This window comes from Actinomycetota bacterium (assembly GCA_030776625.1).
Classification (GTDB): domain Bacteria; phylum Actinomycetota; class CADDZG01; order CADDZG01; family WHSQ01; genus MB1-2.
Genome location: JALYHL010000002.1, coordinates 93,287 through 106,357 on the forward strand (window position 1 = coordinate 93,287; position 13,071 = coordinate 106,357).

Sequence of the window (13,071 nt, forward strand, 5' to 3'; positions counted from 1 at the left end):
AGAAGGCCGTGGTGGGGTCTGTTAGCCTCGTTGCCCTCGCCCCAGTGGAGCAGTCTGGAGTGCTCATCTCCCTGTCAAGGAGAAGGTCGCCGGTTCAAGTCCGGTCTGGGGCGCCTCCCGGCGAGGTAGCTCAGTTGGCAGAGCACGCGACTGAAAATCGCGGTGTCGACAGTTCGATTCTGTCCCTCGCCACGCCTGTGCCGGACGCGGAAACGGACGCCTCTAGGGCGTCCGTCCGATCGCGTTCGTTGCTTCAGTCGTGAAGCTGCTTGGCTCCCTCGAGGAACTTCCGCACCTCGTCGGCGCGGTAGCGGCGGTGTCCGCCCAGCGTCCGGATCGAGGAGAGCTTGCCCGCCTTAGCCCAGCGAGTGACGGTCTTCGGGTCGACCCTGAAGAGCGCTGCGACCTCGGCCGGCGTCAGCAGTGTGTCATCGGCCTGAGCCTTCATATCGCCTCCAATTTCCACCTCGGATCGGCGGTTCCGATCCACCTTCGCCACAGATGCCCGAAATGCTCTGTCGCAAGGAAATCATCGGCTGAGACGACTCTGACTGTAATGGCTATTTGGGGCCATTTTCGGGCGTTTCGAGACTATGGCCCCATAGCCCCGGCGAACTAGTCCGAAACGGACAAATCGCCAGCCGATCCTAGTTCGCGACCTCTTTCGCCCGGACTTGAGTCCAGCGATCGGTCAGCACGCTGAAGAGCCTGCTCGCGCGGATGAGGTCACCGGTTTCGAGGGCATCGAGGCAAGCGCCTACCTCGGCAGCGGATTGATCCTCGAGCAGGTCCTCGTGCGAGAACATCGTCGCCACCGACCCATAATCCAGCTCGATCACACCGTCGGTCGTGAACCCGTCGAGCCACTCGAGGAGCTCGCGAACGGCCGCGGTGACCGTGTCGTCGATCCAGGTGTCCTCGAGAACAGCGAGACATCGGACGAGCCGTGCCTTCGCCGTCGACAAAGGAGTCTCGTACCGGATGCGCAGGCCGTTCTTGTCTTCTGTGAGGATCCTCTCGGACCCGTCGAAGGCGCCGAACCACCTAAGCGGGACGTGCCAGTTCGCGTGCAGTATGTGCGAACGCACCTCGGGTCGCTTATCGCCGAGGACGGCCAGCTCGTGTGCCGCTCGTCGCGCCTCAGCCTCCGGAACGAACGCCTCCGCCACCTCTTCCGGAACACTGTTCCTGAACGCGAGCAGCCCTGCCAGCATCCGGAGCCGCGTGCGCCACGGACAGATCAGAAGCTCGCCCTCGACTTCACGAACGAAAGCGCCCTCGGCCGGAGTGGTGAGGTTCTGATCCGCGGGAAGGGCTGCTGCGATCAACCAGCGACGAGCCCCCTTGGCCTCGGTCGTCTCGTCGTCGTGACAGTTCTCCACCCACTGCTCCTGCTCCTCGGTCGGGAACGAAGACAGCGGCTGATAGATGCGGAGATACGAGGTCTTGATCATGTGGCGTCGATGCTACTCAGTGGCTACGACACGGGCGCGGCAATCGTTCCGGCGGGTACCATGACCAGGGAAGCCGGGACGACGGCGTCTCGGCGGAGACCACAGGAGACCCCTCTTCCATGAGCGTGTTCGAGCACATCAACGGAGATGGCTACGAGCAGATCGTGTTCTGCTCGGACGATCAGTCCGGACTCAGGGCGATCGTCGCGATCCATTCGACGGCTTTAGGTCCCGCCCTCGGCGGCACGCGGTTCTACCCGTACGACAAAGAGGAAGATGCTCTCGTCGACGTCCTGCGTCTGGCAAAGGGGATGACCTACAAGGCCGCGGCCGCGGGCCTTGACCTGGGTGGCGGCAAGGCCGTCATCATCGGTGACCCGCGCCGGATCAAGAGCGAGGAGCTCCTGCGCGCCTACGGCCGGTTCGTCGAAACGCTCGGGGGGCGTTACATCACGGCCGAGGATGTCGGGACGGCTCTGGAAGACATGGACATCGTGCGCAGAGAATCCCGCTGGGTCACCGGGTGCTCGCATACCTACGGAGGCTCGGGTGATCCGTCTCCTGTCACCGCGTACGGCGTGCTGAACGGGATCAAAGCCTGTCTGCTCGAGGTGTTCGGATCGCCCGAGCTCGCTGGCCGAACGGTCGCGCTGCAAGGGGTCGGCAAGGTCGGATACGCGCTCTGCGGCTACCTCGTCAAGGAGGGGGCAACCGTCACGATCGGTGACATCGACCTCGACAACATGGCGCGCGCCGTGAAAGACCACGGTGTCGAGACCGTCCCGCTCGAGAACATCCACAAGCTCGAGTGCGACGTCTTCGCTCCGTGCGCTCTTGGTGGCGGGATCAACGACGACACGATCTCGGAGTTCAACTGCAAGATCATCGCGGGGGCCGCGAACAACCAGCTGGCGCGCGAGGAGCACGGCGAGAAGCTGCGTGACCTCGGCATCCTCTATGCACCCGACTTCGTCATCAACGCGGGCGGGTTGATGAACGTCGAAGACGAGCTACGGGGCTACGACCGCGACCGCGCCATGGCTCGGGTTGAGGGCATCTACAAGCAGATGCAGCACATCTTCACGCTCGCGAAGGAGCGGGGTCTCTCCACCGCGAAGGCCGCCGAGCTGCATGCAGAGGAGCGGATTCGCAAGATCAGTCGTATCAGGTTGGTCCGAACCGCCGAGTTCGGTCCCGCCGCGTCCAACTAGATCTCTAGAGACCATGACTGAGATCGTCCGCGTCATCGGCAACGGCGCCGACCTACCTGACGGTGAAGTTCCCAGCGAGCTTGCCGACAAGGACCTGATCGAGCTGTTCCGGTGGCTGGTCCTGTTGCGGACATTCGACGAACGGGCAGTTGCGCTACAGAGACAGGGTCGTATCGGCACCTACGCGCTGTACTGGGGCGAGGAGGGCACGCAGGCTGGTGCGCTCTACGCGTGCGAAGACGCCGACTGGGTCTTCCCTTCCTACCGGCAGAACGCGATCGGGATCCTGAGGGGTGTCGCCGCGTCGACCGTCCTCGCATGGTGGCGCGGCTACGGAGGAACACACGGCTTCTGGAACCCGCGTGACCATCGGGTGGCGCCGATCTGCGTTCCCATCGCGACCCACCTCCCGCACGCCGTCGGTGTGGCGTGGGCCGCGAAGATCCGCAAGGATCGCGCCTCCTCGCTCGTGTGGTTCGGAGACGGAGCCACGTCCGAGGGTGACTTCCATGAAGCGATGAACTTCGCATCCGTGTTCAAGACCTCGACCGTCTTCTTCTGCGTCAACAACCAGTGGGCGATCTCGACGCCGATAGCGAAGCAGATGGCCAGCGAGACCATCGCGCAGAAGGCGGTGGCGTACGGGATGCCGGGCGTCCGTGTCGACGGGTTCGACCCGATCGCATGTTGGAAGGTGACGAGACAGGCTCTGGAGCGTGGGCGAAACGGCGACGGCCCGACGCTGATCGAGGCGTACTGCTACCGGATCATGCCGCACGGCACCGCGGATGATCCGCGCCTCTACCGCGATGAGGCCGAGACGGAGCGCTGGCGGGCGCTGGAGCCGGTCGGCCGGATGGCGGGCTTCCTCCGGCGCCAGTCCCTCCTCGACGATGCTGCGGAAGAGCAGATCCGTGCCGAGGCGAAACAGCTGATCGCGCAGGCGGTAACTGACATGGAAGCGATCGCGCATCCGGGACAAGAGATCCTGTTCGATCACGTGTACGCGTCGGGGCGGCCGTGGAACTTCGAGGAAGCGCTGGATGAGCTCGACCAGGTCGAGCGGCCGGCAGAGGTCAAGCCGCTCGGCCCCGCCACGACCCCCGGAGCGGGCGAAGAGGGCAAGACGATATGAGCGGCGTGAACATGGTGGAAGCGCTCAACAAGGGCCTGCACGAGGCGATGACGGCGGACGATCGAGTCGTCGTGCTCGGCGAAGACGTCGCCAAGACCGGGGGTGTCTTCCGCGTCACCGCGGGGTTGCTCGACCGGTTCGGGGATGAGCGCGTGGTGGATACGCCGCTGGCGGAAGCCGGCATCGTCGGATCCGCCATCGGGATGGCGGTCTACGGTCTGTTGCCCGTCGCCGAGATCCAGTTCGACTCCTTCGTCTACCCGGGGTTCGAGCAGATCGTCGTACACGCGGCCCGATATGCGTGGCGGACGAAGGGAGAGGTGCCGGCTTCGATCGTCATCCGCATCCCCTACGGCGGCGGCGTGCGCATGCCGGAGCTTCACTCGGATTCGCCGGAGGCGCTCTTCGTCCACACACCCGGCCTGAAGGTTGTTTGTCCCTCGACCCCTGCCGACGCGCGCACGATGATCTTGGCCGCGATCCAGGATCCCGATCCCGTCATCTTCATGGAGCCGAAGCGCATCTACCGCGCAGGGCGTCAGGAGATCGACGACAACCCGCCGTTCGCTCTCGGCAACGGCAACGGGAACGTCGCGGTGACCGATCACCTCTCGAAGGCTCGCATCGCGCGGGAGGGAAACGATCTCGCGATCTTCACCTACGGAGCGACGGTGCCGTTGACGCTGGACGCGGCGCAGAGGCTGTCGACCGAAGAGGGGGCCGAGGCCCGCGTTGTCGACCTTCGCTCGCTGTATCCGCTCGACGTCCAGACGATCGAACAGGCCGCGTCGGAATGCAGACGCGCGCTCGTCGTTCACGAAGCTCCGCGCACCGCAGGCATCGGCGCCGAGATCTCGAGCCTGATCCACGAGCGGGTGATGCTGGATCTGGAGGCGCCTGTCGGTCGTGTCACGGGGTACGACGCGCCCTTCCCACAGTTCGCGAACGAAGACGACTACCTCCCGTCGGTCGATCGCATCGTCGCCGGCGCCAAGAAGGTGCTGAGCTTCTAGTGGCGGATTTCTTGTTGCCCGACCTCGGGGAAGGTTTGACCGAGGCCGAGATCGACCGCTGGCTAGTGAAGGAGGGCGACGAGGTCGGCGAAGACGACCCGCTCGTCGAGGTCATCACGGACAAGGCCACGGCCGAGATCCCATCGCCCTTCGCCGGCGTTGTCACCAAGATCCACGTACCAGCAGGGAGCGTGGTTCCGGTCGGAACCGCTCTGGTCACGATCGGCGAGGCCGCGTCATCGGAGCCGGTTCCCGTCGCGCGTGCTGCATCCGCGACATCCCCGACCGGGCCTGCCGGACCCGCCGTCGATCCCGCCCACGGCAATCGCGGCGGGCCCCCTCCTCCTCCGGTTCGTGAGCCAGTAGCCGAGCCGGCAGCCGTGAAGGCGATGCCTCCTGTTCGGAAGCTAGCGCGGGAGCTCGGGGTCGAGCTGTCCGCGGTCTCCGGGTCTGGTCCTGGTGGCCGCGTCCTGCGCGCCGACGTCGAGGCCGCCGCGAACGGCCGCGGGTCATCTGCGGCGACGCGGGAGGGAGGAGAGCGACGGGAGCCTCTCAGGGGGGTTCGACGGCTGATCGCTCAGAGGATGACGGACGCACATCGCATCGTCCCGCCGGTCACGCACGTAGAAGAGTGCGATGTGACGGAGTTGGATGCGACGCGCCGGCTCGCGAACGAGCGCTCGCCTGAGCTGCCGCGGCTGACCTACATGCCCTTCATCGTCAAAGCCGTGGTGACGGCGTTGCGCGACTATCCCGCGCTGAACGCATCTCTAGACGAGGATGCAGCTGAGATCGTCTTCCACGACCGGTTCGACATCGGCATCGCGGTGGATACCCCGGCGGGCCTGACCGTGCCGGTCGTGCGCGATGCCGACAGGAAACGGCTGCGGGAGGTCGCCGCGGATGTGGAACGTCTGGCCTCCGCAGCGCGTGCGGGTCGCTCGAAGGCAGAAGACCTACGGGACGCGACCTTCACGATCTCGAGCCCCGGCCCCTTCGGTGGGCTGATGGCGACGCCGATCGTGTTCCATCCGCAGTCCGCGATCCTGGGCGTGCACCGTGCAACCGACCGGCCCGTGGTGAGGCAGGGACAGATCGTCATCCGCAAGATGATGAATCTGTCGATCACGTTCGACCATCGGATCCTCGACGGCATGACCGCCGCGAAGTTCGTCCTCGACGTGGTTCGCCTGCTAGAGCACCCCGCCGTCCTCGCGCTGGAGGCTTAGCCGAGGACCGATACCCCGCATCCTCGTCAGGAGACGTCAACATGACCTGCGGCAAGATGTTCCCGCGCTGGCCAGCCACGCCTCGCGCTGCCGTACACAACCTCGCTTCGATCCGTAAGCTCCTCCGCATCCAGACGCTCGAGGCGCTCGGATAGCGCCTGCAGGAACGGGGCGACGGCGCTGTGCGGGAGCGACGTGAACCTCTTCCTGCTGAGGCCGTGACCGATCCGGTGGTCGACGAACTCCTGCGGCGTCATCGTCTTCTCGTAGATCCCGGTCCAGCAGTCGATCACCTCGAAGCCGGTTCGGGCCAGGAGATCGCTCACCTTGGCGGGAGACTCGACGAGCTCGTGACGCGACATCACGACGTCCGGTGGCGGCGCGCCGAACCGGTCCAGCTCCTCGTTCCAGATCTCGTACGCCACGTAGCCGGGGTCGTCGCCCCAGGTCACCGTCCCCAGCAGACCGCCCGGCTGCAGAACCCGGTGGACCTCCCGCAGAGCACCTTCAGGGTCCGGGAAGTGGAACAACGCGAACGCCACCACCGCGGCGTCGAAGCTACCGGCGCGGAAGCCGAGACCCATCGCGTCCATCACCGCGACCGGGAAACCCTCCGGGGTCATCCGCACCATGCCTTCGGCGACGTCCACACCTGCCACCCGTGCCCCAGGTGCCCGCCGTTGCAATTCCGGCAGCAGCGTGCCGACGCCGGTCGCGAGGTCCAACACGGAGCTCGTGTCCCCGAGCGCCATCTCGTCCAACAGGACGCGCGACATCCGAAGGAGCTCGGGCGCCCACAGCCTCAGGTATCCCTCGGCAGAATCGGAGTAGAACTCCGCGAGGTCACAGGGCCGCGGCCTGAGCTCCTCCGATGTAGCCGTCACCGCGGCTTTCGCGCCCGGATCGAATAGCCATAGGTGCCGAACTGACGCGCTTGGCGTTCCCCCTCAGCGCCCGCGAACGTGTCGATCGGGTTCGCCAACTCCACCTCGACGAGGCCGGCCGCCGCGATGACCGTCTCCCACCCTGCGCACGGCAGGGCACCTGCGATTCAGCCGGTCCAGAGGTCGATGTCCTTCAGCGCGCCCTCCGGAACCGGGCGCTCCACACAGATGTCGGCGATCGTCATCTGTCCGCCCGGTTTCAGCACCCGCGCCACCTCTTCGTACACACGCGCCTTGTTCGGACACAGGTTGAAGACGCCGTTCGAGATGACTACGTCTACCGTTGCCGACTCGACCGGGGCGTCTTCTATGTAGCCGGCCCGGAACTCGACGTTGCCGAGGCCCAGGCTCTCGGCCGTCGCCCCCGCGCGGGAGACCATCTCGTCGGTCATGTCGACGCCGATCACTCTGCCGCCGGCACCCACAGCAAGAGCCGCGATGAACGAGTCCATGCCGCCGCCGGAGCCTAGATCCAACACGGTAGACCCCGGTGCGGGAAGACCCCAGTAGAAGGGGTTGCCGACACCTGCGAAGGCCTCGGTCGCCTCATCCGGAAGCTGAGCGAGCGGCCACTCCGGATAACCCATCCGTAGCGCGTGCGCACGCCCGGTGTGGAAGTGATACGTCCCCGTCGGGTTCGCGGCTACCTCGCGGTACTTCTCTTTGACCTCGTTGTGGAGCGCGTCCACATCGACGAGGTCGGCCACGTCCGCACCGAGCGTGCGCTGTTCGATCATCGCCTCAGCCGCGCGCGTAGGTCTCGGCGCTCTTGCTCTCGAACTCGTAACCGACGAAGCCCTCCTCGCCGACGACCCATGCGTCGTGACCAGGCTCGATGACATAGGCGTCGCCCGGTCCCAGCTCCACATGCGTGCCGTCCTCGTGCTGCACGTGAAGACGCCCAGAGGCGACGGCACCGACGTGGCGCGCCTGGCAGGAGTCGGTGCCGGCTACGGGCTTGACACACTCGGACCATCTCCAACCCGGCTGCAGATCCAGGCGGGCCGCCGTCAGAGACTCCAGGTTGACCACGTCCACCTTCGTCTTGTCCGGCCTCCGCGTCTCGTCCGGAGAGTCGAAGCTCTTCTTGGTGATCCCGGCCATGCGCGTCCTCCTCGCTACGGGCGCCACCGTTTGACGCCTTACCGGGTGAGACGACGGAAACCGCTTTCCTTATTGCAAGTGCCGGTGGATGCAATAACTATGGGCTCGTCGTCGTCTTACGTATTGGAGCTCTGGCGCTCCGAGAGGATGAATGGGTGGAAACGGGGACACTTGCAGACAAGAAGGAGCGATTCCGCGAGATCACATCGCTCCACCTCGACCGGCTCTATTCCACCGCCCGCAGGCTCGTCGCGGATGACGCCGAAGACGCGGTACAGGAAACGCTCATGAAGGCGTACCAAGCCCTGGATCAGCTGCACGATGACGCGGCCGCCCGTCCGTGGTTGATCAGCATCCTCGTGAACTGCTGCCGAGACCGTGGGAGGGCAAGGTCCCGGCAGCCGCAGGAAGTGAATTTCGACGACGTCGACGACTTCTCGCTGTTCAGGAAGATCGCGCACGAGGACCCGTTTCCGTATTCGGACTCACTGCATCTCGACTTCCTGCAGCGCTTCGGCAGCGACGACGTGAAGACGGTGTTGCTTTCGCTGCCGGAGATCTACCGCGTCCCACTCGTCTTGGTCTACATGGACGGCTTCTCCACCAAGGAGGTTGCCAAGCTCGTGGACGCGCCGCTGGGTACCGTCCTCGCCCGGCTTCACAGGGGGCGCAAGCTGTTCGAGAGGAAGATGTGGGAGCATGCCGAGAGCAACGGGCTCCTCAAGGAGCGACCGCGATGATCAATTGCTCCGACGCCGTGAAGCAGCTGTGGGCTTACCTGGACGGCGACATCGACGCCGCAGACAAGGCAGCGGTCGAAGAGCACCTCGACGTGTGCAAGAGGTGCTGCGGAGAGGCTGAGTTCGCCGCCGAGTTGCAGAGGTTCCTCGCGTCGCACAACACCGAGCGACTTCCTGCCCCTACGCGAGATCGTCTGACCGCGTTCATCGAGTCGCTATGAACACCGTGGCAAGAGACCTGATGCATGGCACGGAGCTCAAGCAGCTCGTCCGCGAGGCTTACGCGTCGATCGATGAGGACACGACCGCCGTAGCGCACAAGCTCTACGCCCTCGACGAACTGGATCTCGTCCCCGCCGCGGCCGTTGCACGAGCGCTCGGCGTGAACAACCACCTTCGTTTCGCGGAGATCGAACCAGGCGAGACCGTCGTGGACCTGGGCTGCGGTGCCGGGATCGATAGCGTGATCGCGGCCCAGCGCGTAGGTCCCGCCGGTCACGTGATCGCGCTGGACTTCCTCCCCGAGATGCTCGAGCGAACAGCGGCAGCCGCGGCCGCGGCAGGACTGAGCAACGTCGAGCCGATCGAAGGCGAGATCGAATCGATCCCGCTGCCCGACGCAAGCGTCGACCACGTCATCTCGAACGGAGTCATCAACCTCTCTCCGCGTAAGGCCCGCGTGCTCGCCGAGTGCGCGCGGATCCTGAAACCGGGAGGAAAGCTGTGCGTGTCGGATCTCGCGGTCGAGGAGGAATCGCTGCCGACGGAGGTGTTGACGCATCCCGCGGCATGGGCCGGCTGAGTATCGGGGGCCCTGGCGGAGCGTGACTTCGTCGAGAAGCTGGACCGGGTGGGGTTCACCGCGATCGAGGTCGTTCATCGGACGCCGTGGACGGTGGATGACTGCGCGATCTACCCGCTCTTCACGCCGGAGCTCATCTCGCTGATGAGACGCCTGCTGCCTGCCTCCCAGGAGGGTCGCGTCGGCGACTCGATCGTGGTCAAGGCGCGTCGCGGCGGTTAGCGGGCGGTAGCCGGTCCGGCGCCGGCGGGCTTCGAGCCGATCCTGTTGCGCAAGATGCCGATGTGCTCGATCTCGAGCTCGACCACGTCACCCGGGCTCAGCTCGCGACCCAGGTCTAGCCCGCAGCAACCTCCGGGCGTGCCCGAGCCGTAGACGTCGCCCGGAAAGACGTCTTCTCCCGCCGAGACGTGTGCCAGCATCTGGCCCCAGCTCCAGTGCTTCTCGGACGAGCGCGCCCGCCCCCACTCCTCGCCGTTCACTCGGCAGGTCATCTCGAGGTCCGGCTCCGAGCCGACCTCGTCCGCGGTGACGATGCAGGGGCCGAGAGCGTTGGCGAAGTCCTTTCCTTTCGCGGGCCCCAACCACGCGCTCATCTCGTTCGCCTGCACGTCGCGGGCCGAGAAGTCGTTGAAGATCGTGAAGCCGAATATGTGGTCGGGCGCCTCATCGACCGCGATGTCCCGCCCCCGCCTGCCGACGATCATCGCCAGCTCTAGCTCGAAGTCCAGCCGCTGCGTGTACGGCGGCCACCTGCACTCGGCGTCCGGCCCGATGATCGTCCGGTGGTTGCCCTTGTAGTAGACCGGCGCTTCGTACCAGTAGTCGGGGACGGAGGCACTCCGACGTGCCGCTCCGCGCAGCACGTGATCCTCGAAAGCGAGGAAATCGCGCAACGACTGAACCCGGTCGAGGGGGCACAGCAGCCGCGTATCCTCCGGCGACAACAACAGGTCCGGCACCGTGGCCGCGGCTCGAACTACGTCGCGGACCTCTGTCCACACCTCTGGACCCTGCTGGATCAATACATCAGTCGAGACAAGGAACGGGCCCGTCTCGGGGTCGAGGCGCGTCCCGGTCACCTCGTTCCACGCGTCGAGCAGATCGACGGGAGGCGACACTCCCACCGCCACCGCGACGCGGGGTTGGTAGCCCCCGCGGTTCGATACGAATCGGTACAACCTCAAGCTGAGATATCCACCTACCGGTCGTCGAGCAGACCCATGCCGGCGGCCCAGGACGTCTCGTATTCGGTTGCAACGACCGCCTCGGCCTCTGGTGCGACGATCAGCGGTTTGTGCGTCTCGACCATCACCGCGACCTCGTCCGTACGCTGCTTCGTCTTCGATGCTTCGATCGCCGCGGGCTGAGGTCCGTGGTGGATCCCCTGCGGGTGCAAGGTGATGTAACCGACGTCGATGCCCGCGCGGCTGAAGAAGTTGCCTTCGTGATAGAAGAGCACCTCGTCCGCGTCGATGTTGGCGTGATAGAAGGGCACCTTCAAGACCTGCGGATCCTCTTCCAGCGGTCTCGGAACGAACGAGCAGATCACGAAGCCGTCGTTCTCCCAGGTGCAGTGCGCCGAGGGCGGCATGTGATAGCTGGGTGAATAGACAGGCCGGTGATCGAGGATGTTCAGCTTCACCGGCGACACATCCCCCTGCCACCCCACCACGTCGAGTGGGTGCCACGCGAAGAACAACGAGGTGAACTCGCCGTCGCGCTTCACGCGGACCTCGAACTCTCCCTCTTCGTCGTGCGGGTCGGGATCGGGGACCTGCATCATGCCGGGATCGAAATGCGCGTGCTTCCCCATCAATCCACGATCGGGAAGCCTGTACTCGCCGCTCCCTTCGATCACGAAGAAGAAGTTGTCCTCGCCCGCGGGGACGACGCGGTGGGTGGTCCCCTTCGGCATGATCACGTAATCGCCCGGCGCGAACTCAAGCGGGCCGTAGTCGGACTCGATCGTTCCGCTACCGCGGTGCACGAAGTAGCAGACGTCGCCGTCCGCGTCGCGCAGGAAGTACGGCATCGGCTGCGTTCTCCGCGACACATAGAGGCGCACGTCCTCGTTGCCGGCAATCAGCTGCCAGAAGCCATCCTCATCGATCCCGTCGTCCGGCTTCATCTCGTTCACGTTGATCGCCCGCGGCCGAAGCTTGCCCTCGATACGCGTCCACGCGGTCGGAGGATGACTCCGGTAGAGGTGAGATGCGCGGCCGAAGAAGGTTTCTCGTCCGTGCTCTTCCTCGTACGTCCCCTCGGGCACGCCTACATGCGCTTGCTTGGTGACGTTGCCTTTGGAATGAACGACGTCCAACGCCTACTCCTCGTCTACAGGTTGCCGCGAGCCGCCTGCTCGCGCTCGATGGACTCGAACAGCGCCTTGAAGTTGCCCGCCCCGAAGCCTTTCGCGCCGTGGCGCTCGATCACCTCGAAGAAGCAGGTAGGGCGGTCCTGCACGGGCTTCGTGAAGATCTGCAGCAGGTAACCGTCCTCGTCCTTGTCGGCGAGGATCCCATTACGTTGGAGCGCGTCGACCTGGTCTGCGATCTCGGGGACCCGCTTCTTGACGTCTTCGTAGTAGGTGCCCGGGACGCGGAGGAACTCGATACCCGCGCCCCTCATCGACTCGACCGTTGCCACGATGTCTCCCGTGGCCATGGCGATGTGTTGCACCCCCGGCGACCTGTAGTACTCGAGATACTCCTCGATCTGAGACTTGCGCTTGCCCTCAGCGGGTTCGTTGATCGGCAGCTTTATCTTGCCGTTGCCGTCCCACACCACCTTCGACATGAGTGCGGAGTACTCGGTCGAGATCTCCTCATCGGAGAAATGGCGAAGCTCGGTGAACCCCATGATCCTCTCGTAGAAGCTCACCCACTCGTTCATCTTGCCGAGCTCGACGTTGCCCACGACGTGGTCGATGTGCTCGATCCCGAACCCTTCCGAACCGTCATTCGCCAGGGGCTGAAACCCCGGAAAGAACGCCCCCGAGTAGTCCTGCCGGCTTACCAGAGAGTGGATCGTCTCCCCGTAGGTCGCGATCGCGGCCTTCACCAGCTTCCCGTGCTCATCCTCGAAGACCTCGGGCTCGTGAACGGACGTGGCACCGCGCGACCTGGCCACGCGATAGGCCTCTTCCGCGTCCGGGACTCGCAGGGCGACGTCGTGGACGCCGTCCCCGTGCTCCTTCACATGTTCCGCGATGGGACTCGAGGGGTCGAGGGCTCCGGTGAAGACCAGCCGGACGTCTCCCTGCTGCACGACCCACGACACCCGATCGCGGGTCCCCGTCTCCAACCCCATGAACGCGACGGGGGTAAAGCCCAAGGCCCTGTAGTAGTGCGCGGCTTGTTTGGCGTTACCGACGAAGAACTGCAGGTAGTCGATACCGAGTATCGGGAAGGAGTCTTCGTTGTTGTTCAGCACGCGC

16 protein-coding genes and 2 tRNA genes are annotated in these 13,071 nt (G+C 65.1%); 10 read left to right on the forward strand and 8 right to left on the reverse strand.

The window, feature by feature from the left end; all coding sequences use genetic code 11:
* Positions 1–38: 38 nt before the first annotated feature.
* Positions 39–113: transfer RNA gene (locus M3N53_04600), tRNA-Asp, on the forward strand.
* A gap of 6 nt (positions 114–119) precedes the next feature.
* A tRNA-Phe gene (locus M3N53_04605) sits at positions 120–192 on the forward strand.
* Between the two features lie 61 nt (positions 193–253).
* Here M3N53_04605 and M3N53_04610 read toward each other — a convergent pair.
* Positions 254–448 (reverse strand): BldC family transcriptional regulator, encoded by a 195-nt coding sequence (locus tag M3N53_04610; GenBank protein ID MDP9067618.1) that lies wholly within the window; start codon positions 446–448, stop codon positions 254–256.
* Positions 449–647: 199 nt separating this feature from the next.
* Positions 648–1,454 carry a hypothetical protein gene (locus M3N53_04615; protein MDP9067619.1) on the reverse strand — a complete coding sequence of 269 codons (807 nt, stop codon included), beginning with the start codon at positions 1,452–1,454 and terminating at the stop codon, positions 648–650.
* A gap of 119 nt (positions 1,455–1,573) precedes the next feature.
* Here M3N53_04615 and M3N53_04620 point away from each other — a divergent pair, with 119 nt between their 5' ends.
* The 4 genes from M3N53_04620 to M3N53_04635 are packed head-to-tail and all read left to right on the forward strand — an operon-like array spanning position 1,574 to position 6,042.
* Positions 1,574–2,665 (forward strand): leucine dehydrogenase, encoded by a 1,092-nt coding sequence (locus tag M3N53_04620; protein ID MDP9067620.1) that lies wholly within the window; start codon positions 1,574–1,576, stop codon positions 2,663–2,665.
* A gap of 13 nt (positions 2,666–2,678) precedes the next feature.
* Positions 2,679–3,800, forward strand: coding sequence for a thiamine pyrophosphate-dependent dehydrogenase E1 component subunit alpha (locus M3N53_04625; GenBank protein MDP9067621.1), 1,122 nt, complete (start codon positions 2,679–2,681; stop codon positions 3,798–3,800).
* A complete protein-coding gene (locus M3N53_04630) occupies positions 3,797–4,813 on the forward strand; it encodes an alpha-ketoacid dehydrogenase subunit beta (protein MDP9067622.1) in 1,017 nt (338 codons plus the stop codon). The genes M3N53_04625 and M3N53_04630 overlap by 4 nt, the downstream gene beginning before the upstream one ends.
* A complete protein-coding gene (locus M3N53_04635; protein ID MDP9067623.1) occupies positions 4,813–6,042 on the forward strand; it encodes a 2-oxo acid dehydrogenase subunit E2 in 1,230 nt (409 codons plus the stop codon). Before M3N53_04630 ends, M3N53_04635 begins: the two co-directional genes overlap by 1 nt.
* A gap of 26 nt (positions 6,043–6,068) precedes the next feature.
* On the opposite strand, the gene M3N53_04640 is transcribed toward M3N53_04635, so the two are convergent.
* The 3 genes from M3N53_04640 to M3N53_04650 all read right to left on the reverse strand — a co-directional run bounded on the left by M3N53_04640 (position 6,069) and on the right by M3N53_04650 (position 8,090).
* The gene (locus M3N53_04640) at positions 6,069–6,926 is read right to left on the reverse strand and encodes a methyltransferase domain-containing protein (GenBank protein ID MDP9067624.1); all 858 of its coding nucleotides are present in this window, start codon (positions 6,924–6,926) and stop codon (positions 6,069–6,071) included.
* Between the two features lie 167 nt (positions 6,927–7,093).
* Entirely contained in the window at positions 7,094–7,723 is a 630-nt protein-coding gene (locus M3N53_04645; protein ID MDP9067625.1) for a methyltransferase domain-containing protein, read from the reverse strand.
* Between the two features lie 4 nt (positions 7,724–7,727).
* A complete protein-coding gene (locus M3N53_04650; GenBank protein MDP9067626.1) occupies positions 7,728–8,090 on the reverse strand; it encodes a cupin domain-containing protein in 363 nt (120 codons plus the stop codon).
* A 155-nt stretch (positions 8,091–8,245) separates the two neighbouring features.
* Here M3N53_04650 and M3N53_04655 point away from each other — a divergent pair, with 155 nt between their 5' ends.
* Genes M3N53_04655 through M3N53_04670 form a run of 4 tightly spaced genes read left to right on the forward strand, consistent with a single transcriptional unit; the run spans position 8,246 to position 9,854 of the window.
* Positions 8,246–8,830, forward strand: a complete 585-nt coding sequence (locus M3N53_04655; protein ID MDP9067627.1) for a sigma-70 family RNA polymerase sigma factor — start codon at positions 8,246–8,248, stop codon at positions 8,828–8,830.
* Entirely contained in the window at positions 8,827–9,051 is a 225-nt protein-coding gene (locus tag M3N53_04660) for a zf-HC2 domain-containing protein (GenBank protein ID MDP9067628.1), read from the forward strand. The genes M3N53_04655 and M3N53_04660 overlap by 4 nt, the downstream gene beginning before the upstream one ends.
* Complete coding sequence (locus tag M3N53_04665) at positions 9,048–9,632, forward strand: methyltransferase domain-containing protein (GenBank protein MDP9067629.1); 585 nt, start codon at positions 9,048–9,050, stop codon at positions 9,630–9,632. Before M3N53_04660 ends, M3N53_04665 begins: the two co-directional genes overlap by 4 nt.
* Before the next feature lie 48 nt (positions 9,633–9,680).
* On the forward strand, positions 9,681–9,854 hold the full coding sequence (locus M3N53_04670; protein MDP9067630.1) for a hypothetical protein: 174 nt from the start codon (positions 9,681–9,683) through the stop codon (positions 9,852–9,854).
* On the opposite strand, the gene M3N53_04675 is transcribed toward M3N53_04670, so the two are convergent.
* Genes M3N53_04675 through hppD form a run of 3 tightly spaced genes read right to left on the reverse strand, consistent with a single transcriptional unit; the run spans position 9,851 to position 13,067 of the window.
* Positions 9,851–10,819, reverse strand: a complete 969-nt coding sequence (locus M3N53_04675) for a fumarylacetoacetate hydrolase family protein (GenBank protein MDP9067631.1) — start codon at positions 10,817–10,819, stop codon at positions 9,851–9,853. The two genes, M3N53_04670 and M3N53_04675, sit on opposite strands and share 4 nt — an antisense overlap.
* 14 nt (positions 10,820–10,833) lie before the next feature.
* Positions 10,834–11,955 (reverse strand): homogentisate 1,2-dioxygenase, encoded by a 1,122-nt coding sequence (locus M3N53_04680; GenBank protein MDP9067632.1) that lies wholly within the window; start codon positions 11,953–11,955, stop codon positions 10,834–10,836.
* Between the two features lie 14 nt (positions 11,956–11,969).
* The gene (hppD, locus tag M3N53_04685) at positions 11,970–13,067 is read right to left on the reverse strand and encodes a 4-hydroxyphenylpyruvate dioxygenase (protein MDP9067633.1); all 1,098 of its coding nucleotides are present in this window, start codon (positions 13,065–13,067) and stop codon (positions 11,970–11,972) included.
* Positions 13,068–13,071 lie beyond the last annotated feature (4 nt).